The sequence below is a fragment of the Altererythrobacter sp. Z27 genome, assembly GCF_052683155.1.
In genome coordinates this window covers 2,315,491-2,340,720 of sequence record NZ_JBQYMC010000001.1, presented here as the reverse complement: position 1 = coordinate 2,340,720, position 25,230 = coordinate 2,315,491, and the positions used below count along the sequence as shown (strand labels likewise).

Genomic DNA, 25,230 nt, shown 5'->3' with positions numbered 1-25,230 from the left:
CGCCGGAGCGGGCGCAAGGTCAATCCCCTGACCTAGCGGTTCAGCCACAGGAGGTAGAAAGCCGAGAGGACGATCCATGCGCCATCGAGCGTCTTGAGCCGCCGCGCGCCGAGCCACAATGCTATCGGGCGTGCGAAGAAGCCGCCGAGCACGGCTGCGGGTGCAGCCAGCAACACGACTTCCCATTGGATCGTGCCCGCCTCGATATGCCAGACCGACCCCGCAATCACGCTGACCGAAGAGATCAGGCAGGCCGCGCCCGTGCAAAGCAGCACCGGATAATGGCGGATGAAGAGATAGAGCGCGACGAGTTCGCCGATCCCGACCGAGAACAGCGCGGTGATCGCGCCCCCGGGGACTGCGAGCAGCAGCAGCACGACGAGATCGATCCGCTCAAGCTTGCCCTTTTCCGGCCGGGCAAGATTGACCGTCCATGTGGAGACGATCAGCGCGAGGCCGAGCAGGATCGAGAACCCCTTATAGGCGAGCAGCACGTCCTGCTGGTCGAATTCGGTCGCACGCTGCACGAACAGCATGCTCGGCAGCGACAGCGCCAGCACCGCCAGCGCGACGAGGAAGAAATCGCGCACTTGCACGCGCGCTTCGAGCGGGCCCGGCTGCGGCTGGTGATACAATCGGTCGGTCCAGCGGAGCGCGCCCATGGTCATGCCGAAGCTCTGGATCGCCATGGAAACGCCTACCACTTCGAGCGGTGAGAGCGTCATCACCCCATGTTCGCGCAAGGCGTTGAACACCGGGACGAACACCACGCCGCCGCCTGTGCCCGATGTGTTGGCGATGATCGCGCCGATCACGCCGACGCCGGGCAGGAACCACAATTGCCGCAGCAGCGCGCCATCGAATGAGACCAGCCCCCGCAGCACGGCATAGGCTGCGAGCAGCAAAGCCCCACCACACCATACCAGCCGCCCAGGCGGCAATGCGCTCAATCGAGATTCGGCCTCAGCCATCGTTCCGCCGTAGCAAGATCGACTCCGCGACGCGCGGCATAATCTTCAAGCTGGTCGCGCCCGATCCGCGCCACGCCGAAATACTGGCTTTCGGGATGGCCGAAATAGAAGCCGCTCACCGCCGCCGTGGGCAGCATCGCGAAATTCTCGGTCAGCGTCAGGCCCGCATTGGCAGGCGCATCAAGCAGGTCGAACAGGATCGGCTTGAGCGAATGATCGGGGCAGGCGGGATAGCCCGGCGCGGGGCGGATCCCGCGATACTGCTCCTTGATCAGGGCCTCATTGGTCAGCTGCTCGCCCTGCGCATAGCCCCACAGATCGGTGCGCACATGTTGGTGCAGCCGCTCGGCAAAGGCTTCGGCAAAGCGATCGGCCAGCGCCTTGAGCAATATGTCCGAATAATCGTCCTTCGCGTCGAGGAAGGCTTTCGAATGCGGTTCGATCCCGTGGATGCCCACGGCAAATCCGCCGATCCAGTCACCCGCCGGGTCGATGAAGTCCGCAAGGCACATATTGGCGCGGTCGCGGCTCTTCTTCACTTGCTGGCGCAGGAAGGGAATCACGACGTGCTCCTCTTCCTCGACCAGGTGGATCGTCACATCATCGCCGTCGCGCGCGCAGGGCCAGAGACCCGCCACGCCGCGCGCAGTAAGCCATTTCCCCTCGATGATCCGGTCGAGCATGGCGTCGGCATCGGCCTTGAGCGCGCGGGCGGTCTCACCCACCACTTCGTCGTCCAGGATTGCCGGGTAGTTGCCGTGCAGTTCCCACGCGCGGAAGAAGGGCGTCCAGTCGATATATTCGCGCAAATCCGCCAGGTCCCAATCGTCGAACACATGGAGGCCCGGCTTGAGCGGGGGCGCAGGCTTGTCGCTGAGATAGGCGTCGTAATAATTCGCGCGCGCTTCCTCGAGGCTCAGCAGCACGCTTTGCGCCTTGCCTTCGCGCGCTTCGCGGACCTTCTCGTATTCGGCAGCAGTGGTCGAAACGAATTCGTCCCTTTGCGTGTCGGAAAGCAGCCGGCTGGCGACGCCCACCGCGCGGCTGGCGTCGAGCACATGGATCACCGGGCCGGTATAGGCCGGGTCGATCTTGAGCGCCGTGTGGACCTTGCTGGTGGTCGCTCCGCCGATCAGCAAGGGCATGGTCATCCCGGCGCGCTGCATTTCCTCGGCCACGGTCACCATCTCGTCGAGCGATGGGGTGATGAGGCCCGACAAGCCGATCATGTCGGCGCGGTTGTCATTGGCGGACTTCAATATGTCCTGCCATGGCACCATCACGCCCAGATCGATCACGTCATAGCCATTGCACTGCAGCACCACGCCGACGATGTTCTTTCCGATATCGTGCACGTCGCCCTTGACGGTCGCCATCACGATTTTGCCCTTGGACTGGCTGGCAAGGCCGCTGGCTTCCTTTTCCGCTTCGATGAAGGGGATGAGGTGCGCCACCGCCTTCTTCATCACCCGCGCGCTCTTGACCACTTGCGGAAGGAACATCTTGCCGCTGCCGAACAGGTCGCCGACGACGTTCATGCCGTCCATCAGCGGGCCTTCGATCACTTCGATCGGGCGCGCGCATTGCTGGCGCGCCTCCTCCGTGTCCTCGACCACATGCGCGTCGATGCCCTTCACCAGCGCATGTTCGAGCCGCTTGGCGACGGGCCAGCCGCGCCATTCCTCGGCCTCCTTCTCGGCCTTTGGATCGATACCCTTGAAGCTTTCGGCTAGCGCAATCAGCCGCTCGGTCGCGTCTGCATGGCGCATCAGGATCACATCCTCGCAAGCCTCGCGCAGCGCCGGGTCGATATCGTCATAGATGTCGAGCTGGCCGGCATTGACGATCGCCATATCGAGCCCAGCGGGGATCGCGTGATAGAGGAACACGGAATGCATCGCGCGGCGCACGGTCTCGTTGCCGCGGAAGCTGAAGCTGAGGTTGGACAGGCCGCCGCTGGTCTTGGCGTAAGGGCAGGCGGCCTTGATCTCGCGCACCGCTTCGATGAAGTCGAGGCCGTAGCGATCATGCTCTTCGATCCCCGTGGCCACCGCGAAGATGTTGGGATCGAAAATGATGTCTTCCGGCGGGAAGCCGATGCCGGCCAGCAAGTCATAGGCGCGCTTGCAGATTTCGACCTTGCGCGCCTTTGTATCGGCCTGGCCGGTCTCGTCGAAGGCCATGACGACCACCGCCGCGCCATAGAGCATGCATTTGCGCGCCTGCTCAAGGAAGGCTTCCTCGCCTTCCTTCATGCTGATCGAATTGACGATTGGCTTGCCCGAAACGCATTTCAGTCCCGCTTCGATCACGCTCCATTTCGAGCTGTCGATCATCACCGGCACGCGAGCGATGTCGGGTTCGGCGGCGATCAGCTTGAGGAAAGTGGTCATCGCCAGCTCGGCATCGAGCAGGCCTTCGTCCATATTGACGTCGATCACCTGCGCACCGTTTTCGACCTGCTGGCGCGCGACCTCGACTGCGCGGGCATAATCGCCCGCCATGATCAGCTTCTTGAACGCAGCCGAGCCGGTCACATTGGTGCGTTCGCCGATATTGACGAATCTTGCCGTGCTTGGGCGAGCGGTTGTCTGTTCGGTCATCAGGCAGCGATCGTGAAAGGTTCAAGCCCGGCAAGCCGCATTTCATGAGCCAGCGCAGGCACGGGGCGCGGCGCAATGCCTTCGACGGCCTTGGCGACCGCCGCAATGTGTTCGGGGGTCGAGCCGCAGCATCCGCCCAGAATGTTCACCCTGCCGCCTTCGGCCCATTGCCGCACCAGCGCGGCGGTGGTTTCGGGCAACTCGTCATATTCGCCCAGCTCGTTGGGCAGGCCGGCGTTGGGATAGGCCATCAGCAGCGCATCGGCGATGCTGCTCAGCAGCTGGACATGCGGGCGCAATTGGTCTGCGCCAAAGCTGCAATTGAGCCCGATCGTCACCGGACGGGCATGGCGCACGGTGTACCAGAAGGCCTCAACCGTGTGGCCCGACAGATTGCGGCCCGACAAGTCTGTAAGCGTGAGCGAGATCATCAGCGGAATCTCGCGCCCCTGCTCCGCCTCAAGCTCCTTCACTGCCATGATCGCCGCCTTGCAGTTCAGCGTATCGAACACGGTTTCGATCAGGACGAAGTCCGCTCCGCCCTCGACCAGCGCTGCGGCCTGTTCGCGGTAGACGTCCTTCATCTCGTCGAAAGTGACTTCGCGATAGCCCGGGTCGTCGACATCGGGAGAGAGCGACAGCGTCTTGTTGGTCGGCCCCATCGCCCCGCAGACGAAGCGCGGAATCCCGTCCTTCGCGGTCGCTTCCTCGCATGCTTCGCGAATGATCCGCGCCGCCGCGACATTGATCTCGCGCACCAGCGCTTCCGCGCCGTAATCGGCCTGGCTGATACGGTTGGCGTTGAAAGTATTGGTTGCCAGCACCGTTGCGCCCGCAGCGATATAGCTGTCGCAGATCGCGCGGATAATTTGCGGCTGGGTCAAGTTGACGAGGTCGTTATTGCCCTTTTGGTCCTGCACCAGGCCAGTGTTGCCCGCATAATCTTCCGCCGCGAGCTTCGCCTTCTGGATCGCAGTGCCATAAGGCCCGTCCTTGGTCAGGATGCGCCTGGCAGCGGCAGCGAGCAGCCGTTCACGTGGGGTCATGCGGCGCCTCCCTTCGGCCTGCGACCGAGCAAATGGCAGATCGCATAGGACAGCTCGGGCCGGTTGAGCGTGTAGAAATGGAAGTCGCGCACGCCGCCGGCATAGAGGCGGCGAGACAGTTCGGCGGCCACCGTGGCGGCCACGAGCTGGCGCGCGGCGGGCCGCGCGTCGAGCCCCTCGAAAAGCCCGTCCATCCAGTCAGGGATTGCGGCCCCGCAGGCACCGGCGAATTTCCGCGCCTGCGCGACATTGGTGACCGGCAGGATGCCCGGCACGACCGGCGTTTCGATCCCGCGCTGCGCCAATGCGTCGCGGAAGCGGAAGAAAGTCTCGGCAGAAAAGAAGAACTGCGTGATTGCGCGGGTGGCTCCGGCGTCGAGCTTGCGCTTGAGGTTGTCGATATCCGCCTCTGCGCTCGCGGCATCGGGATGGACCTCGGGATAAGCCGCGACCGAGATTTCGAAATCGGCGATCTGCTTGAGCCCCGCCACCAGTTCGGCCGCGTTGCGATAGCCTTCCGGATGCGGAACGAAGGGCGCACCCGGCTCGCCCGCATCGCCGCGCAAGGCGACGATGTGCCGCACGCCGGCTTCCCAATATTGCTCCGCCACTTCGCGAATCTCGGCCTTGCTGGCATCGACGCAGGTCAGATGCGCAGCCGCCGGAAGCCCGGCTTCGGAAATGATCCGCACCACCGTGGCGTGGGTGCGCTCGCGGGTCGATCCGCCCGCGCCATAGGTGACCGAGACGAAGCTGGGATCGAGCGGCTTGAGCTGCTCGACCGTGTCCCACAGCTTCTCTTCCATCTTCTCCGTCTTGGGTGGGAAGAATTCGAAGCTGATCGACAGATCGCCCGGCAGCGACGCGAACAGCGGGCTGTCATGCGCGGTCAGTTCCTCGTGCCGGGGATCGAGCGGCGCGCTCATGCTGCTGCCTCCTTGTTTGCGGCAGCGGGCGTGCTGCGGCGCTGGCCGAGCCAGATCTTGACCACCAGTTCGCCGCCTTCGAGCGCGACGGGCGCGCTGGCGGAATAGCCGGCCTGGCGCAGCATCTGCCGGATCTGGCTGTCGTCGAAACCGAGCCTTGCGTGAGCATGGCGCTCGCGCAATTCCTCGCGCCCATGCGCCGCGAAATCGACGATCGCGATGCGTCCGCCCGCACGGGTGACGCGCGCGGCCTCATGCAAGGCGGCTTCGGGATGCTGTGCGAAATGCAGCACCTGATGCAGCAGCACCGTGTCGAATTGCGCCTCGGCAAAGGGCAGGTCCGCGAAATCGCCCTGCACCAGCTCGATCTTGTCGGCCGAGAGGTTCTGGAGCTTGGCGCGCGCGAGCTTGAGCATCTCGAGGCTCTTGTCGAGCGCCACCACGCGTTCGGCGCGGTCGGCGAACAGCTCCGCCATGCGGCCCGTTCCGGTGCCGATATCGAGCAACTGGCCGAGCGGGGCATCGCCCAGCGCCTCGACCAAGGCCTGCTCGACCATCCGGTCGGGGCTGTGCATCCGGCGGAGTTCGTCCCACTCGCCCGCATTGCGTTCGAACCATGCCTGGGCTGAGGCTTCGCGCGCCGCGCGGATCGCCGAAAGCTTGCGCCGGTCTTCAAGACACTGGCGCGCAAAGCCTTCGTCCTCGCGTTCGGCAGTGGCGAGCAACCCCGCTACCGAAGCCGCAAGGGGAGTCAGCGTTTCGGCAGTGCCGGGTGCGTGCAGGAATACCCAGCTGCCTTCGCGCCTGCGCTCGGCAAGACCGGCATCGCACAAAATGCCGACATGGCGCGAGACCCGCGGCTGGCTTTGCCCCAACACTTGCGCCAGTTCGCCCACGGCAAGCTCCATCGCCGCAAGCAGGCGCATGATGCGAAGCCGCGTCGGATCGGCCAATGCCTTCAGGATCGTCTCGAGCGTCATCTCGAAACGACATATAAAGATATTTTTATATGTGTAAATGCGGGATCGGCGTCGCTGCGTCGATCCCGCATTTACATCATCCTGCGCGCGCCCGCCAGAGGAACGCGCGATGGCGCATCACGAAAAGCCGAGGCTTTCAGCCACCGCTTCGTTCACGATCCGGCCCTGATGCACGTTGAGGCCCAGCCGGAGGTGCGGATCATCCTCGCATGCAGCAATGCCCTTGTTGGCCAGCGCCAGCCCGAACGGCAGCGTCGCATTGTTGAGCGCATAGCTGGAGGTATGCGGAACCGCGCCCGGCATGTTGGCGACGCAATAGTGAATGATGTCGTCGACGATGTAGGTCGGGTCTTCATGCGTAGTCGGCTTCGACGTTTCGAAACACCCACCCTGGTCGATGGCGACGTCGACCAACACGGCCCGGCGCTTCATCAGCCCGAGCATGTCGCGCGTGACCAGCCGCGGTGCGCTGGCACCGGGAACCAGCACGGCGCCGATGACAACATCGGCCTGAGTGATCGCGTCCTCGATCGTTCCCGCGTTGGAATAGCGGGTGGTTGCCCGGCCCTGGAACATGTCGTCGAGCTCGCGGATGCGCGGCAGCGAACGGTCGAGAATCTCGACATTGGCGCCGAGGCCCACGGCCATGCGCGCTGCCTGCGTGCCGACCACGCCGCCGCCGATGACCACGACCTTGGCCGGCAGCACGCCGGGCACGCCGCCCATCAAAATGCCGCGCCCGCCATTGTTGGCATGGCTGGCATGCGCGCTCGCTTCGATCGACAGGCGCCCAGCCACTTCGCTCATCGGAGCAAGCAGCGGCAGCGAGCCGTCAGGCGCGGTCACGGTTTCATAGGCCACCGCCGAAACGCCCGACGCCATCAGCCCCTTCGCCTGCTCGGGATCGGGAGCGAGATGCAAATAGGTGAAAAGGATCTGGCCTTCACGCAGCTGGACCCATTCGGACGGCTGCGGCTCTTTCACCTTCACCACCATTTCGGCGCGCGCGAAAACTTCGGCGGCGCTGTCGACGATTTCCGCACCGACCGCCGCATAGTCTGCGTCGGTCTTGCTGATGCCCATTCCGGCGCCGGTTTCGACGATGACCCGATGGCCCGCAGCGACATATTCGCGTGCCGCTTCAGGCGTGAGGCCGACACGATATTCGTGGTTCTTGATTTCCTTGGGGACGCCGACAAGCATGGGTTCTCTCCGGATAAAACTCTCTCGGCGCAGTATACACGCATCCCCGACTTGAATCTCAGCGAAGATTGAGGGATACAGGCTCAATGCTGCAGTATTCCTGCATCATTTGATAAGTTATTGCAGGCTAACAGCATGGAACTCGATGCGGTCGATCGCAAGCTGCTCCAACAATTGAGCGCCGATGCGCGCGCCACGCATCAGCAGATGGGCGAATCGATCGGGCGCTCCCCCACTTCGATCGCGCGGCGCCAGCGCGCGATGGAGGAAAGCGGGCTGATCCGCGGATACCAGGCGGATTTGGACGTCGAGAAGCTGGGCTACGGCGCGCGCGTCCATATCCGCATGACGCTGGCGAGCCAGAGCCGCGAACAGCTCGACGCTTTCGAGCAGGCGATTGCCGCCAGCCCTTCGGTGGTCCAATGCGAGCTGATGAGCGGCAGCGACGACTATTTCGTCAGCCTGCTGGTCCGCTCGCTCGATCACTTCGCGCAGATCCACCGCGACGAATTGTCGCGCCTTCCGGGCGTAGTGCGGATGGAATCGAGCTTCGTGCTGCGGCAGGTGGTCGAACCGCGCCTGCCGCCGGGTTGGGCCGACGCCGCTACAAGCTAGGGAGCTTGGCGGCGCCGGACACCGCCCTCATTCCCACCAATATTTGCGCCGCTGGGCAGTGCCGGTGCCGACCTCGTTCATGGTCTTGGCATCATAGAGCCGCCCGCCCAGCATCACCTGGTCGATCTTGTCCGAATTGTGGATGTCGGCCGAGGGGTCGGCATCGAGCACCACCAGATCGGCCAGCTTGCCCGGTTCGATGCTGCCGATGTCCTTGTCCATCCCCAGCGAACGCGCGGATTCGATCGTGCCGGCGCGTAACGCCTCGGTCGGGCTCATCCCGCCGCGCGCGAAGCTCCACAGCTCCCAATGCGCGCCGATCCCGGCCTGCTGGCCATGCGCACCGATGCTGACCTTGACGCCGCGCTCCGCGATCTTCTTCGCTTCGCGTGCCGCATCGTCATCGACGAACGCCCAGTCGGGCGCCTTGGTGCGCCGCGCCGTTGCGGCGAGCAGATGCTTGGGGCTGGTGTGCACCATCAACGGGTTGTCGAACACATCGGTCGCCTGGCGCCAATAGGGATCACCCGCCAAACCGCCGTAAGTGACCGCCAGCGTGGGCGTGTAATTGGTCTGCGACTGACCGAACAGTTGCAGCACATCTTCATACATCACTTCGCCCGGGACGTTGTGCTCAAGCGTGGAATTGCCGTCCACGATCAGGTTCATGTCCATGCCGAACAATGAACCGCCCTCGGCCACCACCAGCATGCCTTCATCGGCGGCGGCGCGCGCCACCATCTGGCGCTGTTCGCGCCGCGGCTGGTTGTAGTTCTTCACCGAGATGCCGCCTTGCGCCTTGATCCGGCGGACATGCTCGAGCGCATCCTCATAGGAGTCGATCCGCGCGTAAACGCTCGGAGATTTCGCGCCGTAGATGATCTCGCCGGTCGAGAAGATGCGCGGGCCGAGCGTGAGCCCGGCGCGCTGCCGCTCGGCCGCCGCGAACACCATGCTCGCATCGGAGGAGGGGTTGTGGATCGTGGTGACGCCCATGGCGAGATCCTGGATCAGCGCCCAGTTCTGCTGCGGGATCAGATCGCCGGTGCCGTATGGGCCATGCGCATGCGCATCGACCAGGCCGGGCATGATCACCTTGCCGGTGACGTCGATCGTGGTCGCGCCTTCGGGCACTGTCAGCGCGCCGGTCGGCCCGACTGCGGTGATCCGGTCGCCCTCGATCACGACGGTGGCATTGTCGATCGCGCCCGCGCCATCGCCCGCCATGGTGAGCACGCGCGCGCCGATCAGCACCAGAGTGCCGGTGGGCTTGGCCGCTTCGATCGTCAAGGCAATCGGGATGCCTGCCTCTGGCGGAGTGAAACCGTCGCCCTTGTCATCTTTGCCCTTGGGCGAAGTGCGGAAGAATTGCGCGGTTTCCGCGGTCCTCACTTCGGGGCCGATCGACCAGTTGAGCAGCGCACCGTCGCGCGACCAGCCGATATAGTCCGCGCCGCCCTTGCTGACGCGGGTCACCGGCAGCGCGCCGCCCCTTTCACCCACATCGACCGGCTTGCCGCCCGGCATCAGCGGCATGGCAAAGACTTCGTAATTCTGCCGGAACGCAACGGTCTGCCCATCGGGCGATACGCGGAAGTCGTTGGCGAGTTCGCCCTGGGCATGGGTGCGGCGATCCTCGCCGTCGCGATGGGTCGAAACGAGCGCCAGCTTGCCGCCCGCGTTCACGCTCATGAAGATGCGATCATTGTCTGCGCCGAAATGCGGGTCCGATCCGTCGCGCGAGACGAGCTGCATCGCACCGCCTACCGCCGGGACGATATAGACGCCGGGGTTCTCCGAATATTCGGGGGCGGTCAGGTAGCCGCCTTCGCGCTTCTCGAACACGATAGCGGCGCCATCGGGGCTGAATTGCGGCATCGCGTAATGCCCCGGCTGGCTCGTCACCACGCGCGGGTTGCGGCCATTGGCGTCGGCGACGACGATCTCGCCCAGCCGCTCGTCATTCCAGCGGATGTAGGCAAGCTTCCTGCCGTCGCGGCTGAAAGCGGGCCACAGCTCGAGCGTGTCGGAGCTGTCGCGGGTCAGCCGGGCGGGAGCATCGCTGCCGCGCGCGCTCTTGGTGTAGAGCCTGCCCATGCTTTCGAAGACCACGCGGCTGCCGTCAGGCGAAAGCGTGGCGAAACGCGGCATGGCGGTAGTGAAGCTGTCCGGCGAAACCTCGATCACCGGATGCGGCGCATCGGCGACTCCGCGGGTGTCACTGACGGTGAAGGGAATTTCAGCGAGCCCTGCGCCGTCGGCGCCAATGCGCTTGAGCTTGCCGCCTGCCCAGAACACGATCGACTGGCTGTCGGGCGTCCAGTCCATGTTGGGATAGACGCCATAGACCGCCCAGGTTTCCTGCATGTCGAGGTCGAGATCGCCATAGACCATGCGCTCGGCGCCGCTGGCGATGTCCTTCACCCACAGCTCGCTCTGGTCCTTGTCGCGGCGGACGAAAGCGATCGACTTGCCATCGGGCGAGGGCGTCGGGCGCACTGCCCCGCCGAAGCCTGAAACCGCAGTGGTCACTTCGCCGCTGGCAATGTCATAGCGTTCGATCGCGAAAATCCCGGCGTTCGAATCCTGCGCGTAGATGAAGGCATTGCCCGGCGTGGTGTTGCGGGTGAAATAGACCGCGCGGCCATCGGGCGCGAATATCGGCTCGCCGATTTCCTTCTGGAATTGCGGATTGGGCCGTTCGGTCAGCTGGGCACCGCCGCCGCCTGAGACGTGGTACATCCAGATCTCGCCCGTGCCCGCCGAACGCTGGGTGGTGAAGTGCTTCTTGGCGACGATGAAACGCCCGTCAGGGCTCCAGCTCGGCTGGTTGAGCAGGCGGAAATCTTCCTTGGTGACCTGCCGCTTGTCCGAACCATCGGCATTCATCACCCAGATATTGTCCGCACCGGCGCGATCCGAAGTGAAGGCGATGCGGCTGCCATCGGGCGAGAAGCGCGGTTGCACTTCCCATGCCAGCCCTTCGGCAATGCGGGTCGGCGTGCCGCCCGCGATCGGCATGGTGTAGATGTCGCCCAGCAGGGCGAAAGCGATCGTCTTGCCATCGGGCGAAACGTCGACATCCATCCACGTGCCTTCGCTCGTCTCGATCGGCACTTGCTTGATCGTCGCACCCTTGGGCGCCTCGACATCCCACTTCTCGTCCTTTTTCTCCCCGCCTTCGTCCTGCGCGGCAAGCGGCGTTGCGACGAGTGCGGCACCGGCAAGCAGCACGGCGGCAATGGAACGGGTGCCGACAAAGCGGCTGGTGGCAGTGCGACGCATGGATGGTTCTCCCCTTGAACAGGCGGGGAGTCATAATGGGCCGCGCGAATTATGCCAGCGCGCGAACGATCATTGCGCGACTGGCATCGATGAATGGCGAGCGGCTAGCGCCGTCTCAGCCGTACATCCCTCGTTTGGGCCCGAGATAGCCGAACAGGTAGGCACCCACCTTGCGCATCTGGATCTCTTCCGCCCCTTCGGTGATGCGATAGCGGCGGTGGTGGCGATAGATATGTTCGAACGGCTTGTGCCGCGAATAGCCGATCCCGCCATGCACCTGCATCGCGCGGTCGGCGGCCTGGCACACCAGCCGGTTCGCCCAGTAATTGCACATGCTCACCTTGTCCGAGATGGTCTTCTCGATCATCTCGTGCGGCATGTTGTCCATTTCCCAGGCGGTCTTGTAGATCAGCAGGCGCAGCATCTCGCATTGGGTGGCAAGTTCGACCAGCGGGAACTGGATCGCCTGGTTCTTCGCCAGTTCCTCGCCGAAGGGTTTGCGTTCACGGGCGTATCGCACGCTTTCCTCGACGCAATAGCTCGCTGCGCCGAGCGACGAAGCTGCCTGGCGAATGCGGTTCTGGTGGACGAAGCTTTGCGCCAGCGCGAGGCCGCGCCCTTCGACGCCAAGGATCGCGCTGTCGGGCACCCAGACATTGTTGACCGACAGGCGCGGGTGGTCGGTCGGCATGTTGAAGGTCCACATCCATTCCTCGATCTCGAGGCCGGGCGTGGGGTTGGGCACGAGGAAGCAGGTGATGCCGCTCGCATCGCCAGCGTTGCCGCTGGTGCGGGCGAACATTGCGCAATGCGTGGCGACATGCATGCCGGTGATCCACATCTTCTCGCCATCGATGCGCCAGCCGTCGACCCCGTCGCGCGTCTCGCGAACGGCGCGCGTGCCCATATGCGTCGCGTCCGAGCCGTGGTTGGCCTCGGTCAGGCCAAAGGCGACACGCCGCGTGCCCTCGAAGCCGCCGAGAATGAATTCCTGCTTCTGCTCTTCGGTGCCGAATGTCTCGAACATGGCGACGAAGGGAAAATTGCCGACGATCGAATGTTCGTTCTGCAGATCATTGTGCAGCCCCAGGCCGCGCGCAGCGAAGCGATCGCGGATCACCGCCATCCACAAATTGGAACCGTCCTTGCCGCCATATTTCTTCGGCGCGGAGAAGCGCCAGTGGCCCGCTTCGTCGGCGAGCTTGCGCGACTGGCGCAGCAGGTCCTCCCATTCGTGACGCGGCAGTCCGCCACTCTCGAAATCGGTCCGCGCCCATTCGCGGCGATGGTCGAAGAAACGGATGTTGTCGTCCGCCTGTTCAAGCGGGACGATCTCGGTCTCGATGAACTTTACCAGTTCGGCGTAATAGTCCTCGAGTTCCTGCGGGACGGTGAAATCCATCAATCCTCTCCTGTCCATTGGCGCCGGGCAACCGCGAGCGCGGGGTATTTGGGCATGTCGACCGCCAGCTTGTCGAGCGCGGAGCGGCGCAGCTGCGCCAGCAGTCCGGGTTCGGCCAGCGTGCGCGTGCCGTCGAGCAGCGCGCGGGCGAGCGGCGCATCGACCGGGTCGACCTTCGCGGCATAGTCGCGCGCGATGATGCCGAGCGCGTTGCGCGCCACCGCATGCTGGAAGCGGTCATGGCCCTCCATCCGGTCCTTGACCGTGGCAAGCCATTCGGAAATTGCCGTGGCGAGTTCGCCTGCCGTGGCCTCGCCCGTGGGAGGCGGCAGCAGCGATGAGGGTGGCAACACCCGCTCGCGTTCGGCTTGCGGCGCCTCGCTTTCGAGGAGGAGGAGCAGGTCAAGCTCCTGCTCGCTGGTCCGGCGCGAAATGATCGCGCGCTCGACCGTGCGGTCGGCGCCTTCGCGCCAGGTGCGCCCCATGCGCCAGCAACCGAGCGCCCACCAGCATGTGCGATAGACCAGCCACCAGTGAAAGCGCGCAGGGTCGACCGGCCTGCCACCGGCCGCTTCATAGGCGGCGAACCAGTCCTCGAGGCTTGCCAGGCCCGCAGCGGGCCGATCGATCCGCGCGAACCGCCACACCGTCATGCAGGCATAGGCGAGGTCTTCATGCGGATCGCCGAGATGGGCGAGTTCCCAATCGAGCACCCCGGTGAGCTCATGTCCGGCGACCAGCACATTGCCGAGCCGATAATCGCCATGGATCAGCGCCGGATCGGTCGGCGCAGGCATATTGTCTTCCAGCCAGCGCAGCGCCAGCGCCACGACCGGGCGGTCGCCGCCTGCTTCCTCGAACTGCGTGCGCAGGCCCGCCACGCCTTCAGCCGGATCGAGCGTGGGTAAGCCCTCGGGCAATGCGTTGAAGTCGACCCCGTGGATCCCCGCCAGCTCGCGCGCAAGCTGGCCTGCGAGTTCCCGCCCTTCGGCGTCGCCTGCATTATCGGCAAGGATCGTGCGCGGGTCGGGCGTACCGGGCAGCGCGCGCATGACGAAACCCGTCCCCAGCCCGTCATCCGGTTCCAGCTCGACCACGATCTCGGGAGCGAGCACGCCCACCGTATGGACCGCGCGGATCGCCGCCGCTTCGATGTCGTGGCCGATCGCACGGCCTTCCATCATCGCGGCGGAAGGCGCGCGGCGCAGCACGAAATGCTCGCCGCTCGCCTCGAAACGCCAGCTTTCCATGGTTGCGCCGCCGGTAAGGCGCGTCATCCCCACAGGGGCACCGAGCCCGACCCGCGCCAGCGCGCGGGCCAGGCTCGTTTCGAGTGTGCCTGCTTCCGCCCCGCTCACCGCAATAGCGCGATCAGGCGGGGACGTTGTCTTTCCGCACGGTGATCACCTGCGGATAGGTGAACTCCTTGAGCCCATCGAGGCCGTATTCGGCGCCGAAGCCGGACTGCTTGTGGCCGCCGAAAGGCGCGAAGGGCGACAGGTGGAGATATTCGTTGATCCACACAGTGCCGGTTTCGAGCTGCTCGGCAATCTCGACGCCCTTTTCCGGATTTCCGGTCCACACCGCACCGGCGAGGCCATAGTCCGAATTGTTGGCGCGCTGGATCACTTCGTCCTCGCTCGAGAACTTCATCAGCGGCATGACCGGGCCGAACTGCTCCTCGGCCACGATCCGCGCGTCTTCGGGCGGATTGTCGAGGATGGTGATCGGCACGTAATAGCCGGTGCCCGACGGATCGACGTCGCCGCCCACCAGGAACTTGTAGCCATGGTCCTTGGCGTCCTCGATCAGCTCGCACACGCGATCGAACTGCTTCTTGTTCTGGATCGGGCCGACCCCGGTGCCCTGTTCGGACCCGTCACCCACCTTCACCGTCTTGGCATAGTCGACGATCGCCTGGCTCAGCTCGTCATAGATATCCTCATGGATATAAATGCGCTTGGCGGCCACGCAGATCTGCCCGGCATTGGAGAAGCTGGACCAGAACAGCTGTTCCGCCACCTTCTTCGGATCGGCATCGGGCAGCACGATCGAAGCGTCATTGCCGCCCAGCTCGAGCGTGATGCGCTTCAGGTCGGCACTGGCGCCTTCCATGATCTTCTTGCCGGTCGCGGTCGAGCCGGTGAAGGTGATCTTGTCGATATCGGGGTGCGAGGTGATCAGCGGGCCAAGGCTGTCTTCCCCGGTGATGATGTTGACCGTGCCAGCCGGCACCTTGTCCGCAATCAGCTCTGCGATGCGCAGCGTGGTGAGCGGAGTGAAGGGCGAGGGCTTGAGCACGATGGTGCAGCCGCTCATCAGCGCGGGCACGATCTTCTGGATCGCCATCATGACCGGGAAGTTCCACGGCACGATCCCGCCGACCACGCCCACCGGCACGCGGCGGGTGCGGCTGAGGCGTTGGTCGCTGTCTTCATTGACCACTTCTTCCAGCTTGAGCGTCGCCTGCCCGGCGGACATGCCGACCGCGCCGAAGATTTCGCCCTTGGCCTGCTCGTGCGGCTTGCCCTGCTCGCTCGTCAGCAGGCGATAGAGTTCTTCGGCATTGTCCTTGATCGCGTTCGAGATCGCCATGCAGGCCGCCTGGCGCTGTTCGAACGAAGTGTTCTTCCAGGTCTTGAACGCGCGGCGGGCCGCAGCCACGGCCTGGTCCAGCTCCTCCTTGCCGCATTTGGGCACCTGGCCGATCACTGTTTCATTGGCGGGATTGACGACGTCGCACCATTCGCCGGTCGTGACCATCTTGCCGTCGATCAGGTTCTTGTACTGGGTGACCATGGGAGCCTCTCTCTTCACTCTCTCGTAAGGGGATCTGCGAGTCGCCAAGATGGGACTGGCGCGCCCGCAGGGCAAATGTTTTCGCCGCATTTTATAGGCATTGCGTCGCCTTGCCGCGCCTATCCATTGCGCTATGCAACCCAAATCGCCCAATCGCCGGGCAGGGTTAGCGCGCATCGGCTAACCATTTCTTTGCCATGTCGCGGCATTGAGCGATAAAGCATGGTGCGAATGCGCGCAGACAGGGGAATTGCATGACCAGCCCGTGGACCATCGGGATCATCGGCGGATCGGGGCTCTACGCGATTGAAGGGCTCGAAGACGCGCAATGGATCGCGATCGAAAGCCCGTGGGGCAAGCCCAGCGACGAAGTGCTGTGCGGGCGCATCGGCGATGTGCGCGTGCGCTTCCTGCCGCGCCATGGCCGCGGCCATCCGGTCTCGCCGCGCGATCTCAATGCCCGCGCCAATATCGATGTGCTCAAGCGCGCCGGCTGCACCGACATTCTGGCGATCTCGGCGGTCGGTTCGCTGCGCGAGGAGATCGAGCCGGGCCGCTTCGCCGTGGTCGACCAGTTCATCGATCGCACCACTTCGCGCGAAAACAGCTTCTTCGGAACCGGGCTGGTCGCACATGTCTCCATGGCGGACCCGGTCTGCCCGCGCCTGTCCGAAATGGCCGCCGCCGCGATCGCCGGAGCCAAAGGCAAGATTGCGACCGGTGCGACCTATCTCGCGATGGAAGGCCCGCAATTCTCGACCCGTGCCGAAAGCCGCATGTATCGCGAATGGGGTGCAGACGTGATCGGGATGACCGCCATGCCCGAAGCCAAGCTCGCACGCGAGGCGGAGCTGCCCTACGCGCTGGTAGGCATGGTGACCGATTACGACTGCTGGCGTGAAGGCGAAGCGGTCGACGTGGCGCAAGTGATCGCGCAGATGCAGCTGAACGGCAAGCTGGCGCGCGACATGCTGGTGCGCTTCATCAATGCCCTGCCTGAAGCGCGCGAGCCTTCGCCGATCGATTTCGCGCTGGAAGACGCAGTGATCACCGCACCCGACAAGCACGACCACGCGCTGCTGGCAAAGCTCGACGCGGTGGCCGGACGGTTGCTGAGCGGGGCCTAAGCCTGCGCGACTTGGCCGAAGTGCTCCAGCACTTCGGCCATGCCAACCACATCGCCATATTTGGCGTTCATGTCGAACAGATTGGCGCGATGGACATCGTCGTGCCGGTCGCCCACCGCCTCTTCCACCACGATCGGGATGAAGCCGTGCTGGCAAGCATCGATGCAGGTCGCGCGGACGCAGCCGCTGGTCGATAGCCCGGTGATGACCAGGCTGTCATGCCCGCTGGCCGTAAGCGTCGACGCTAGCGAAGTGCCGAAGAAGGCGCTGGCATATTGCTTCGATATCACCAGCTCGTCCTCACGGGGCATCAGTCCCTCCGGCCATGCGCCTAGCGGGCTGCCGCGTACGAAACTGGAAAGCGCGCCGATCTTCTGCGCGAAGCGCCCTCCGTCGATCAGCGAGGGATGGAATTCGACATTGGTGTAGATCACCAGCAGGCCCGCCGCTCGTGCGGCATCGCGCAATTGCAATGCCGCCGCGAGCGCCGACTCTACATCCGCATAAAGCGGGCTGTCCTTCGCGAAATAGGCCTCGACGAAGTCGACCAGGATCAATGCGGGCTTTCGCCCGAACCCGATCCGTCCTTCGAAGACACCGGCATAATTGCCCTTTGCGCCTTCCGTGCTCACCCGAAGGGCCCCTTTCGCGTTGTTCGGCTCAGAACTTGTAGCCTAGTTCAACCCCGAAACGACGCAACCCTCCGGGCGAGATGAACGATCCGCCGAACTCGACCGCGGTGATCACTTCATTGAGATATTTCTCGTTGAGGAGATTGTCCGCGAAAGCGGTGATCGACCAGCTGCCGGTTTCGAGCCCGACGCGCAGGTCGAGCACGTCGAAGGAATCGCGCCGGGTGATCGAATAATCCGCGTCGCCGACAAATGCAGGCAGCACCAGCTTGTTGGGCGAATTCACCGGATCGGCCGGCAGCGGCAGCAGGCCGCTGAACAGCGTCGGGTTGGTGTCGTTCTGTAGCGTGTGGAACCAGGTCGGGCCGGTGATGCGATAGTCGGCGCGCGCGACGAAATCGATCGTGTCGTTCACCGGCAGGTCAAGCTGGGTGCCCAGGTTGATCGTATAGTCGGCGGTATAGGGCGACTTGTTGCCCACCGTTTGCGGACGCGAGGCGTTCTTTTTGATCTCGCTTTCGGTCACATTGGCCGAACCGAACACGCTCCAGCCCGGCATGATCTCGGCATTGAGGTTGAGCTCGGCGCCATAGACATCCACCTTGTCGATGTTCGAAACCACGCGCAGCAGGCCGAACTGGCCGACGAAGAATTCGAAGAACTGCATGTCGTCGATCTTGGTATAGTAACCGGCGAGATCGAAAGTGACCTTGCCGTCGAGCAATTCGCCCTTGAGGCCGGCTTCAAACGCGCTCGACTTCTCCTTGCGGAACTTGTCCTCGATCAGCACGTCCGTGCCGATGAACTGGTTGAAGGACTGGTCGACGATCGCGGCGGAACCCTGGTTGTTGAACCCGCCCGATTTGAAGCCGATCCCCCAGTTGGCATAGAAATTGATATCGTCAGCCAGTTCGTAGCGCAGCGAAATCTTGGGCTGGAGCTGTTTGAACTTCTCCGACTGGTCGGCAATCGGCTGGACGACCCCGCCGACTACCGTCTGCCCGGGGTTGATCGGGCCGCCGGTGAAGGGATCGAACGCAGCCGGTGCCAGGTTCGACACCTTGCGATCCTCGATATCGTAGCGTGCGGCAAGACCCAGTTCGAGCCGGTCGCTCACTTCGAAATCGGCCGATGCAAACAGCGCATAGACATCGGTCGAGAAGTCGTCGTGATAGAGCTGGGTCGTCGGGTTGGCGGTGCCCGGCCCGTTATAGAGCTGCGTGCTCACGCCATTGCCCAGGTCCGCGCCCAGGCTGACCCCGACTTCGCGGTCGATGTGGAGGTAGTAAGCGCCAACCTGCCAGTCGACATAACCGTCCCCGTTCGAGGCCAGCCGCACTTCGGCGCTGAAGTCGCTCTGGTTGCGGGTCTGGAGCTGCGTGCCATCGCAAGTCGTCGGGCTGTAGGGCCCGAAGGTCGAACCGTTGATCGGATCGAAGATGAAGGGAATCGGATTGTTGCCGATGAAGCCGGGCGCATTGACCGGGTAGCCGGTCAGCGCGGCGGTGCTGGCCCAGCAAGCATCCGAGGCCGCCACCGAGTCCGCCGTGGTGCCGGGGAAGGTGAAGCGCGCGAAGTCGGCCGAGGTACCGTCCGCGGTGAGCAATTGCTCGACATCGCTGTAAAGCGCCCAGGCGGTCAGCGTCATGCCATCGAATTCGTGCTCGATCTTGGCCGAAGCTTCGAAGGTCTGCTGGGTGTTGGTGGGGCGGATGTTCGAATAGAAATTGAACGGGTGGTCGTTCACATCCTCGAAGAAAGCGCCGCCGAATGCGGGGAGGTGGAAGGCCGCGTTGAAGTTGATCGAAGCACCCTTGAGATCGGCATAGCGCGCTTTCACATCGAGTTCGGTAGAAGGGCCGAGATCGGCCACGAAGCGCCCGTCGACCGACCAGACTTCCTGATCGTCGATCGTCTTCGAGCCGAGATAGACGTTGCGGTAGAAGCCGTCGGTGGTCGAATAGCTGCCCGACAGGACAAAGCCCGCGCCATCTCCTACCGGCGCCGAGATGTGCGCAGCCGCCTTGTAGGTGGAATCTTCCGCCGCGCTGACCTTGACCGCGCCCTCGAGCGCGTTGCCCGGCTTGAGCGTCTGGATCACGATCGCGCCCGCTGCAGCGTTGCGGCCATAGAGCGCACCCTGCGGGCCCTTGAGGATTTCGATCTGGCGCAAGGTGCCCTGCACCTGGTTGAGCTGCGCGGTGTTGGTCTTAAGGATCCCGTCGACCACCAGCGCGACCGAGCTTTCCGCGTCGCGCGCGCCATTGATGCCGCGGATGTTGATCTGCGTGTCGCCCGCCTCGGCGGTGCCGGTCACGATGGTGACGCCCGGGGTCAGCTGCACGAAGTCGTCGGCGCGCTCGATCCCGGTCTTGGCCAGCGTGTCCGCGGTGAAGACGGTGATCGCGGTCGGCACTTCAGCCAGCGTTTCGTTCTGGCGGCGCGCGGTCACGATGATCGCATTGCCTTCGGCTTCCTCAGCACCGGTTCCGGCGTCTTGCGCCAGTGCGGGGGTCGCAGCGAAAATGACGCCCAGCGCCGCGCTGGTAACGAGAGTGGTCTTGAATTTCCTCATTTTCAGTTCTCCCTGAACTGTTTGTTTGATTGGTGCGCCGCCGTCACGTCACAAGATCGGCTCCGCTAACGCAGGCATGGGTTTGAAAGGCCGTATCGGCAGGGGGGAGGAATCCGGCGCGCATGAAGCGCTCGGGCGAATGCTCGGCCCGGTCGGCGTCGCCAGCCTCATCCAACGGGATGGGCACGATGATATTCATGCGCCGGTTATGCGCCATCCACCGTTCTCCCTTGACGCACCCAATATTGTATACAATTTATACTTTCAAGCGAATTCCAGCCCGCTGCCATTCTTGGCAAATGGCTGTGGTATTTTGGCGGCGGCGAGCTTTGCAGCGAGGGATCAATGGCGTATCTGCTCCGGTTCTTGCCCCTGCCTGCAATCCCCTTGCACCCGCCTTGCACCCCGGTTGCACAACGTTTGCACCACATGAGTGATTCCGGATGAGCCGCGCTTCCGAACAGGCCTATGACAAGATCCGCGCGGTGCTGCTGAGCGGCGCGGTGCGCCCCGGCGAGCAGCTGACCGAAGACCAGCTGGCGCAGATTACCGGGGTCAGCCGCACTCCGGTGCGCGAAGCGGTGCGGCGGCTCGAAGGCGAGATGCTGCTGGTGCGCAGCGAATCCAAGCGCATCTTCGTGGCTGACTGGAGCCGCGACGACATCGACGAGATGTTCACTCTGCGCCAAATGCTCGAAGGCCATGCCGCGGAACGCGCCGCGCACAGGCTTTCGGCCGAAGAGATCGACCGGCTCGAAACGGTCAACCAGGAGCTGCACGAAGCCGTGAAGCAGGATCCGCCCGACGTCGTCCGCTTCCTCGATGCCAACCGCAGCTTTCACGAGATCATCACCGAAGCGGCGCATTCGCCGCGGCTGGCGCAAGTGCTGGCGCAGCTGGTCGAACAGCCGATCGTGCTGCGCACCGCGCGCAGCTATTCGGTGGAGGACCTGCGGCAATCCGCGCGCGACCATGACGAGCTGATTTCGGCTTTCCGCGCGGGCGATCCCGAATGGGCCCGCGCAGTGATGGGCAGCCACTTGCGCCGCGCCTTCCACACCTTCGCCGATGCGACGGAGGCGGAAGGATAGCCACTGGCTCCGCTCAAGGATGCAAGGCGGGCCTTGCCAGCCGATCGCGATGGACTTGCCCGGCCCGCTAATTTAGCTTCGCTTGCTCCGGGTCGCCCCCTGCCTTCGGGAAAGGATGCCCAATGCCGCATCGCATCGATCGGATTTCGCAATGAACGCCGCGCCGCGCCTGATCCGCCCGGCCACGCGCCACGTACGCAACCGGGCCTTCGACAGCACCTTGTGGGACGATTTCCCGATGCGGCCCGACGACATCGTGATCTCGACCTATCCCAAGTGCGGCACCACCTGGACGCAGCGCATCGTCGGCATGTTGGTATTCGGCAGCGCAGACCCTTTCCCCGTGCAGGACAGTTCGCCCTGGCCCGACTTCCGGATGCCGCCGCCCGGCGCCATGCTCGGGCTGGCCGAGAGCCAGACGCACCGCCGCTTCCTCAAGTCGCACCTGCCGTTCGATGCGCTGCCGCATTACGAGGGGGTCAAATACATCCACGTCGCGCGTGACGGGCGCGACGCAGCGATGAGCTTCTTCAACCACAAGTCGCACTACACGCCAGAGTCGATCTTACGCTGGATCGAGATCTGCAATGCCGACCCGAAATTCGGCGATGGCGACAGCTACGATTTCTCGCCGCAGGACCCGGCGGCGCACTTCGCCGGGTGGGTCGACGGCCCTGAGGACGACCAGGGCGATCCGGGCGCAGGCTATTTCGTGATGGAAAACAGCTTCTGGGCGGCACGGCACGATCCGAACATGCTGCTGGTGCATTACAATGACATGAAGGCCGACCTAGCGGGCGAGATGCGGCGCATCGCCGATTTCCTCGACATCGAACTCTCGGACGATCTCTGGCCCCAAGTCGTCGAGGCGGCCGGTTTCGAGGCGATGAAGGGCGCCGCCAAGGCGCTGATGCCGCATGCCGATGACATCTGGAAAGGCGGGGGCAACACTTTCATCAACAAGGGAACCAACCGCCGCTGGGAAGGGGTCTGCCGCCCCGAAGACCTCGCCCGCTACGATGCGAAGGTGACTGCCGAATTCAGCCCGTCGCTGGCGGCATGGTGCGAGCACGGGCGCTTGGTTGCGGGCGATCCGCGCGCATTGCCCGATTGAGCGGGTCGCTCGGTCGCTGCTGCTGAGGGAGCGGAAGGATTGAGACTGGTTCTGCTTCTGGTTGAAAGGCGGCAATAAGGGTGTGGCCAAAGCCTAAGGCGTTTCGACAATTTTGCATCTCTTTCAATGACTGAACGCAAGCAAATCGCAGGACCCTTCGGGGCGTTCATTCGTTGATCTGTCAGGAGGAAGCTATGTCACTGATATTGAAGGGACTGCTTCTCGGTAGCGCAGGTGTCGCGGCGTTTTTGATCCTGAAGAAGGACAGAGCGCCGCGGAACGCCGCTTTTGCAGAGGACCAGCCACACCGAAGCCACATGGATGTCCGCGATGCTGGCCCTGGCGCCATGCGCGATCCGCCACAGCGTGAATGGACGGAAGTCGACGAAGACCTGGACCAAAGCTTTCCAGCAAGCGATCCACCAGGGCGATATTGACCGGGAACGGATATCTTGCGCGAAAATGAGGCGGGCCAGGTTCCAACCGACTTGCTGAATGCGTCGGTCGGATCATGCCCAAGGACGAATGCAGCCAACGCTTCGACAACATAGGGGAAGCTTTGCGCATTGATCCGCATTTCCGCTGTGGCTTCCTTCCCAAGCATCGCAAGCATGTGGCGAATATCTGCCGCTCATCCCAATTGTTGGAACGAGCAAGCTGATCTGCCCGTTTGTTAGTTGTGAACTAGCAAGAGGAGGAGATAATGCAGGTTCAGCAATGCATGAGCACTGACGTTTGTACGATCAGTCCAGACACACCCCTCCGGCGCGCAGCGGAAAAAATGGCCGAGAACGACCTTGGCTCCATTCCCGTGGCGAAGGATGACAAACTGGTGGGCATGGTCACTGATCGCGATATCGCCATTCGCGGCATCGGCTGCGGATTCGGCCCGGAAGCAAAGGCGTCAGAAGTGATGACGCAGGAGTTGCTCTACTGCAATTCGAGCGACCCCATCGACGATGTCCTGGAAAACATGGCCTCGCTCCAGATCCGGCGGCTTCCCGTGATCGACAATGCCAAGCAACTCGTCGGCATCGTTTCGATCGGTGATCTGGTGAAAGTCCAGCCGACCGATGCAGGAAGGTGCTTTGCCGAGGTCGCAAGACCGTCAGAGCTGCACTCCCAATCGCTGGCATAGGAGGAGACAATGGTATCTGCTCAAACCAAGCAGCAGGACATCGTGAGCCCCTCGATGCGCGATCTTCGGGACCAGCGCAAAGGAGAGTTGAGCGATCCGGACCATGACCTGATCGCGTCTGACCGCGTGGAAGGCACCAAGGTGTTTCGCCCCGGAGGCGAACGCATCGGCAAGATTGACCATTTCATGGTCGATAAACGTTCCGGCCAGGTCGAATATGCCGTAATGAGTTTCGGCGGATTTCTCGGTCTTGGCGAAGAGCTACGCCCGCTCCCATGGCCTGCGCTGGATTATGACCGCGAGCTGGGCGGCTACGTGGTCTCAGCGGAAGACGACATCTTCCGCAACAGTCCGTTTATTGAAGGCGCGTCAGCGCCCGAATGGGACAGCGCATATGCAAAGGCACTCTATGGATACTGGGGCGTACCCTATTGAAGAGGCTTGTCGGCTGATCCGGGGTCAAACCGTCGCAGTTGCGCCTGCGCGTGAATGTCTATGACTTTCGTTGCTGCATATTGGTGGAAGACCAAGCCTGGCCATGAAGCCCAGTTCCGGGAAGCATGGAGAAAGGGGACAAGGCTGATACGCGAACGCTATGGATCGCTCGGCTCAAGGCTGCATTATGATCGGCAAGGACGCTTCGTCGGAGTCGCAGAATGGCCTGATCGAGCGACATGGCAACGGGCCTATGATGCCAAGATGGCTTACGACGACCCAAAGGTGCGCGCGGCATTCCTGGAGGCGCTTGAGGATTGGGCGGAAGAGCCCTTTCTGCTAATGGAGGTCTGTGACGACCTGCTCGATCGATAGATCGGCAGCTGTGAGCAAGGGGCTGGATGTTAGTCTGGCGGCTTTCGCTATCGAGGCGAACCCATGCCAGTGACGTATGCGTTCCGCATTCCCGATGCGCAGAACCATTTAGGCGGGAAGAATGAAAATAAGGTCCCTCTATCAAGCGATTGCAACGGTCTACTTCGTGTTGGCGACCATCGCCCTCATGACAATTGCATTCGTGATCTTGGCATCGGCAATTCTGGACGTAGTAGAGGCCTTCTCATCATCAGAGCATATTTCCACCGTAGCACTTCGCAGCGTTGGCCTGCTCATTATCGGCTTTGCCATCATCGAGACGGCCGCGTTTATCGCTGACGAGGAGATCTTCAGCAAAAGGGGGCCCCGCTCTCCAACAGAGTCTCGGCGATCCCTGACCGAATTTGTCACTATCATCGTGATTGCCTCAAGCCTCGAAGCGCTGGTGATGATCTTCGTCGCTAGCAGGAGCGAAGTGTCGAATTCACTTTACGCGGCAGCGATCTTCTTTGTGGCCATGTTCGGGCTCGTGGCGCTCGGCATATACCAATGGCTCTCGAGCAGGATCCGGTCCGGTGACGATGAGGGCAATCAGGAGCCTTGACGCATGCGCAACGGATTGAAGCTGTAGAATGGGTTGGGCCTTCGCCTGCTCGTGACGAAGCGTTCTGCTAGCCAGACCGGGGCCACAGACTGCAGCCGACATATGTGCTAGACTGAATTGGCTATGTCCTTGAACGAACTCTACTCGCTCCATCAACGCGCACTGCTGCACGCAGCCAACACCGACGACAGGCGAACCCGGAAGCGTCTCGAAGTAAAGGCTGATCGATTGGCTGAGGAAATCGCGGAAATTCAAGCAGCCAATGGCTCGCATGTCGTCAAACTGTTCCCTGCAGCCCGGTTCTAGCTA

Annotated in this window: 23 protein-coding genes; 10 read left to right on the top strand and 13 right to left on the bottom strand. The window is 63.3% G+C overall.

What is annotated here, in order from left to right; genetic code table 11:
- Positions 1–32: 32 nt before the first annotated feature.
- The 6 genes from ACUJ47_RS11385 to ald form a co-directional block, all read right to left on the bottom strand.
- Positions 33–905 carry a sulfite exporter TauE/SafE family protein gene (locus ACUJ47_RS11385; protein ID WP_445538512.1) on the bottom strand — a complete coding sequence of 291 codons (873 nt, stop codon included), beginning with the start codon at positions 903–905 and terminating at the stop codon, positions 33–35.
- A gap of 41 nt (positions 906–946) precedes the next feature.
- Positions 947–3,574: a methionine synthase gene (gene metH / locus ACUJ47_RS11380; protein WP_445538511.1), complete on the bottom strand. Its 2,628-nt coding sequence runs from the start codon at positions 3,572–3,574 to the stop codon at positions 947–949.
- On the bottom strand, positions 3,574–4,620 hold the full coding sequence (locus ACUJ47_RS11375; protein WP_445538510.1) for a homocysteine S-methyltransferase family protein: 1,047 nt from the start codon (positions 4,618–4,620) through the stop codon (positions 3,574–3,576). The genes metH and ACUJ47_RS11375 overlap by 1 nt, the downstream gene beginning before the upstream one ends.
- Positions 4,617–5,546, bottom strand: a complete 930-nt coding sequence (gene metF, locus ACUJ47_RS11370; RefSeq protein WP_445538509.1) for a methylenetetrahydrofolate reductase [NAD(P)H] — start codon at positions 5,544–5,546, stop codon at positions 4,617–4,619. Before metF ends, ACUJ47_RS11375 begins: the two co-directional genes overlap by 4 nt.
- Positions 5,543–6,526: an ArsR/SmtB family transcription factor gene (locus tag ACUJ47_RS11365; RefSeq protein WP_445538508.1), complete on the bottom strand. Its 984-nt coding sequence runs from the start codon at positions 6,524–6,526 to the stop codon at positions 5,543–5,545. Before ACUJ47_RS11365 ends, metF begins: the two co-directional genes overlap by 4 nt.
- A 117-nt stretch (positions 6,527–6,643) precedes the next feature.
- The gene (gene ald / locus ACUJ47_RS11360; RefSeq protein WP_445538507.1) at positions 6,644–7,729 is read right to left on the bottom strand and encodes an alanine dehydrogenase; all 1,086 of its coding nucleotides are present in this window, start codon (positions 7,727–7,729) and stop codon (positions 6,644–6,646) included.
- A gap of 135 nt (positions 7,730–7,864) precedes the next feature.
- On the opposite strand from ald, the gene ACUJ47_RS11355 reads away from it, so the two are divergent.
- Positions 7,865–8,344 (top strand): Lrp/AsnC family transcriptional regulator, encoded by a 480-nt coding sequence (locus ACUJ47_RS11355; RefSeq protein ID WP_445538506.1) that lies wholly within the window; start codon positions 7,865–7,867, stop codon positions 8,342–8,344.
- A 27-nt stretch (positions 8,345–8,371) separates the two neighbouring features.
- On the opposite strand, the gene ACUJ47_RS11350 is transcribed toward ACUJ47_RS11355, so the two are convergent.
- From ACUJ47_RS11350 to ACUJ47_RS11335, 4 genes are all read right to left on the bottom strand, one after another.
- Positions 8,372–11,629: an amidohydrolase family protein gene (locus tag ACUJ47_RS11350; protein ID WP_445538505.1), complete on the bottom strand. Its 3,258-nt coding sequence runs from the start codon at positions 11,627–11,629 to the stop codon at positions 8,372–8,374.
- 115 nt (positions 11,630–11,744) lie between these two features.
- On the bottom strand, positions 11,745–13,031 hold the full coding sequence (locus tag ACUJ47_RS11345) for an acyl-CoA dehydrogenase family protein (protein ID WP_445538504.1): 1,287 nt from the start codon (positions 13,029–13,031) through the stop codon (positions 11,745–11,747).
- Positions 13,031–14,389 (bottom strand): phosphotransferase, encoded by a 1,359-nt coding sequence (locus tag ACUJ47_RS11340; protein ID WP_445538503.1) that lies wholly within the window; start codon positions 14,387–14,389, stop codon positions 13,031–13,033. The genes ACUJ47_RS11345 and ACUJ47_RS11340 overlap by 1 nt, the downstream gene beginning before the upstream one ends.
- A gap of 13 nt (positions 14,390–14,402) precedes the next feature.
- Positions 14,403–15,830, bottom strand: a complete 1,428-nt coding sequence (locus ACUJ47_RS11335; protein ID WP_445538502.1) for an aldehyde dehydrogenase family protein — start codon at positions 15,828–15,830, stop codon at positions 14,403–14,405.
- A gap of 254 nt (positions 15,831–16,084) precedes the next feature.
- On the opposite strand from ACUJ47_RS11335, the gene mtnP reads away from it, so the two are divergent.
- Positions 16,085–16,957 carry an S-methyl-5'-thioadenosine phosphorylase gene (mtnP, locus tag ACUJ47_RS11330; protein ID WP_445538501.1) on the top strand — a complete coding sequence of 291 codons (873 nt, stop codon included), beginning with the start codon at positions 16,085–16,087 and terminating at the stop codon, positions 16,955–16,957.
- Here mtnP and ACUJ47_RS11325 read toward each other — a convergent pair.
- The 3 genes from ACUJ47_RS11325 to ACUJ47_RS11315 are packed head-to-tail and all read right to left on the bottom strand — an operon-like array spanning position 16,954 to position 20,381.
- Complete coding sequence (locus tag ACUJ47_RS11325; protein WP_445538500.1) at positions 16,954–17,589, bottom strand: isochorismatase family protein; 636 nt, start codon at positions 17,587–17,589, stop codon at positions 16,954–16,956. The genes mtnP and ACUJ47_RS11325 overlap by 4 nt on opposite strands.
- A 28-nt stretch (positions 17,590–17,617) precedes the next feature.
- Entirely contained in the window at positions 17,618–20,164 is a 2,547-nt protein-coding gene (locus ACUJ47_RS11320) for a TonB-dependent receptor (RefSeq protein ID WP_445538499.1), read from the bottom strand.
- A gap of 43 nt (positions 20,165–20,207) precedes the next feature.
- Positions 20,208–20,381 (bottom strand): hypothetical protein, encoded by a 174-nt coding sequence (locus ACUJ47_RS11315; RefSeq protein ID WP_445538498.1) that lies wholly within the window; start codon positions 20,379–20,381, stop codon positions 20,208–20,210.
- Between the two features lie 226 nt (positions 20,382–20,607).
- Between ACUJ47_RS11315 and ACUJ47_RS11310 the strand changes: the two genes are divergently transcribed.
- From ACUJ47_RS11310 to ACUJ47_RS11275, 8 genes are all read left to right on the top strand, one after another.
- The gene (locus ACUJ47_RS11310; RefSeq protein WP_445538497.1) at positions 20,608–21,255 is read left to right on the top strand and encodes a GntR family transcriptional regulator; all 648 of its coding nucleotides are present in this window, start codon (positions 20,608–20,610) and stop codon (positions 21,253–21,255) included.
- Positions 21,256–21,406: 151 nt separating this feature from the next.
- A complete protein-coding gene (locus tag ACUJ47_RS11305; protein ID WP_445538496.1) occupies positions 21,407–22,369 on the top strand; it encodes a sulfotransferase domain-containing protein in 963 nt (320 codons plus the stop codon).
- A 194-nt stretch (positions 22,370–22,563) separates the two neighbouring features.
- On the top strand, positions 22,564–22,806 hold the full coding sequence (locus ACUJ47_RS11300) for a hypothetical protein (protein WP_445538495.1): 243 nt from the start codon (positions 22,564–22,566) through the stop codon (positions 22,804–22,806).
- Between the two features lie 284 nt (positions 22,807–23,090).
- On the top strand, positions 23,091–23,507 hold the full coding sequence (locus ACUJ47_RS11295) for a CBS domain-containing protein (RefSeq protein WP_445538494.1): 417 nt from the start codon (positions 23,091–23,093) through the stop codon (positions 23,505–23,507).
- 9 nt (positions 23,508–23,516) lie between these two features.
- Complete coding sequence (locus tag ACUJ47_RS11290) at positions 23,517–23,942, top strand: PRC-barrel domain-containing protein (protein ID WP_445538493.1); 426 nt, start codon at positions 23,517–23,519, stop codon at positions 23,940–23,942.
- Between the two features lie 54 nt (positions 23,943–23,996).
- The gene (locus tag ACUJ47_RS11285) at positions 23,997–24,317 is read left to right on the top strand and encodes a putative quinol monooxygenase (protein ID WP_445538492.1); all 321 of its coding nucleotides are present in this window, start codon (positions 23,997–23,999) and stop codon (positions 24,315–24,317) included.
- A gap of 121 nt (positions 24,318–24,438) precedes the next feature.
- Positions 24,439–24,921: a hypothetical protein gene (locus tag ACUJ47_RS11280; RefSeq protein WP_445538491.1), complete on the top strand. Its 483-nt coding sequence runs from the start codon at positions 24,439–24,441 to the stop codon at positions 24,919–24,921.
- 129 nt (positions 24,922–25,050) lie between these two features.
- The gene (locus ACUJ47_RS11275) at positions 25,051–25,227 is read left to right on the top strand and encodes a hypothetical protein (RefSeq protein WP_445538490.1); all 177 of its coding nucleotides are present in this window, start codon (positions 25,051–25,053) and stop codon (positions 25,225–25,227) included.
- Positions 25,228–25,230: the final 3 nt, after the last annotated feature.

Excerpts from the sequence above, each read along its gene's own strand:
- ACUJ47_RS11315 (WP_445538498.1), bottom strand. The coding sequence starts at position 20,381 with ATGGCGCATAACCGGCGCATGAATATCATCGTGCCCATCCCGTTGGAT.
- ACUJ47_RS11285 (WP_445538492.1), top strand. The coding sequence starts at position 23,997 with ATGTCTATGACTTTCGTTGCTGCATATTGGTGGAAGACCAAGCCTGGC.
- ACUJ47_RS11350 (WP_445538505.1), bottom strand. The coding sequence starts at position 11,629 with ATGCGTCGCACTGCCACCAGCCGCTTTGTCGGCACCCGTTCCATTGCC.
- ACUJ47_RS11300 (WP_445538495.1), top strand. The coding sequence starts at position 22,564 with ATGTCACTGATATTGAAGGGACTGCTTCTCGGTAGCGCAGGTGTCGCG.
- ACUJ47_RS11365 (WP_445538508.1), bottom strand. The coding sequence starts at position 6,526 with ATGACGCTCGAGACGATCCTGAAGGCATTGGCCGATCCGACGCGGCTT.
- ACUJ47_RS11355 (WP_445538506.1), top strand. The coding sequence starts at position 7,865 with ATGGAACTCGATGCGGTCGATCGCAAGCTGCTCCAACAATTGAGCGCC.
- ACUJ47_RS11375 (WP_445538510.1), bottom strand. The coding sequence starts at position 4,620 with ATGACCCCACGTGAACGGCTGCTCGCTGCCGCTGCCAGGCGCATCCTG.
- ACUJ47_RS11280 (WP_445538491.1), top strand. The coding sequence starts at position 24,439 with ATGAAAATAAGGTCCCTCTATCAAGCGATTGCAACGGTCTACTTCGTG.
- mtnP (WP_445538501.1), top strand. The coding sequence starts at position 16,085 with ATGACCAGCCCGTGGACCATCGGGATCATCGGCGGATCGGGGCTCTAC.
- ACUJ47_RS11305 (WP_445538496.1), top strand. The coding sequence starts at position 21,407 with ATGAACGCCGCGCCGCGCCTGATCCGCCCGGCCACGCGCCACGTACGC.
- ACUJ47_RS11345 (WP_445538504.1), bottom strand. The coding sequence starts at position 13,031 with ATGGATTTCACCGTCCCGCAGGAACTCGAGGACTATTACGCCGAACTG.
- ACUJ47_RS11335 (WP_445538502.1), bottom strand. The coding sequence starts at position 15,830 with ATGGTCACCCAGTACAAGAACCTGATCGACGGCAAGATGGTCACGACC.
- metF (WP_445538509.1), bottom strand. The coding sequence starts at position 5,546 with ATGAGCGCGCCGCTCGATCCCCGGCACGAGGAACTGACCGCGCATGAC.
- ACUJ47_RS11310 (WP_445538497.1), top strand. The coding sequence starts at position 20,608 with ATGAGCCGCGCTTCCGAACAGGCCTATGACAAGATCCGCGCGGTGCTG.
- metH (WP_445538511.1), bottom strand. The coding sequence starts at position 3,574 with ATGACCGAACAGACAACCGCTCGCCCAAGCACGGCAAGATTCGTCAAT.
- ald (WP_445538507.1), bottom strand. The coding sequence starts at position 7,729 with ATGCTTGTCGGCGTCCCCAAGGAAATCAAGAACCACGAATATCGTGTC.
- ACUJ47_RS11320 (WP_445538499.1), bottom strand. The coding sequence starts at position 20,164 with ATGAGGAAATTCAAGACCACTCTCGTTACCAGCGCGGCGCTGGGCGTC.
- ACUJ47_RS11295 (WP_445538494.1), top strand. The coding sequence starts at position 23,091 with ATGAGCACTGACGTTTGTACGATCAGTCCAGACACACCCCTCCGGCGC.
- ACUJ47_RS11290 (WP_445538493.1), top strand. The coding sequence starts at position 23,517 with ATGGTATCTGCTCAAACCAAGCAGCAGGACATCGTGAGCCCCTCGATG.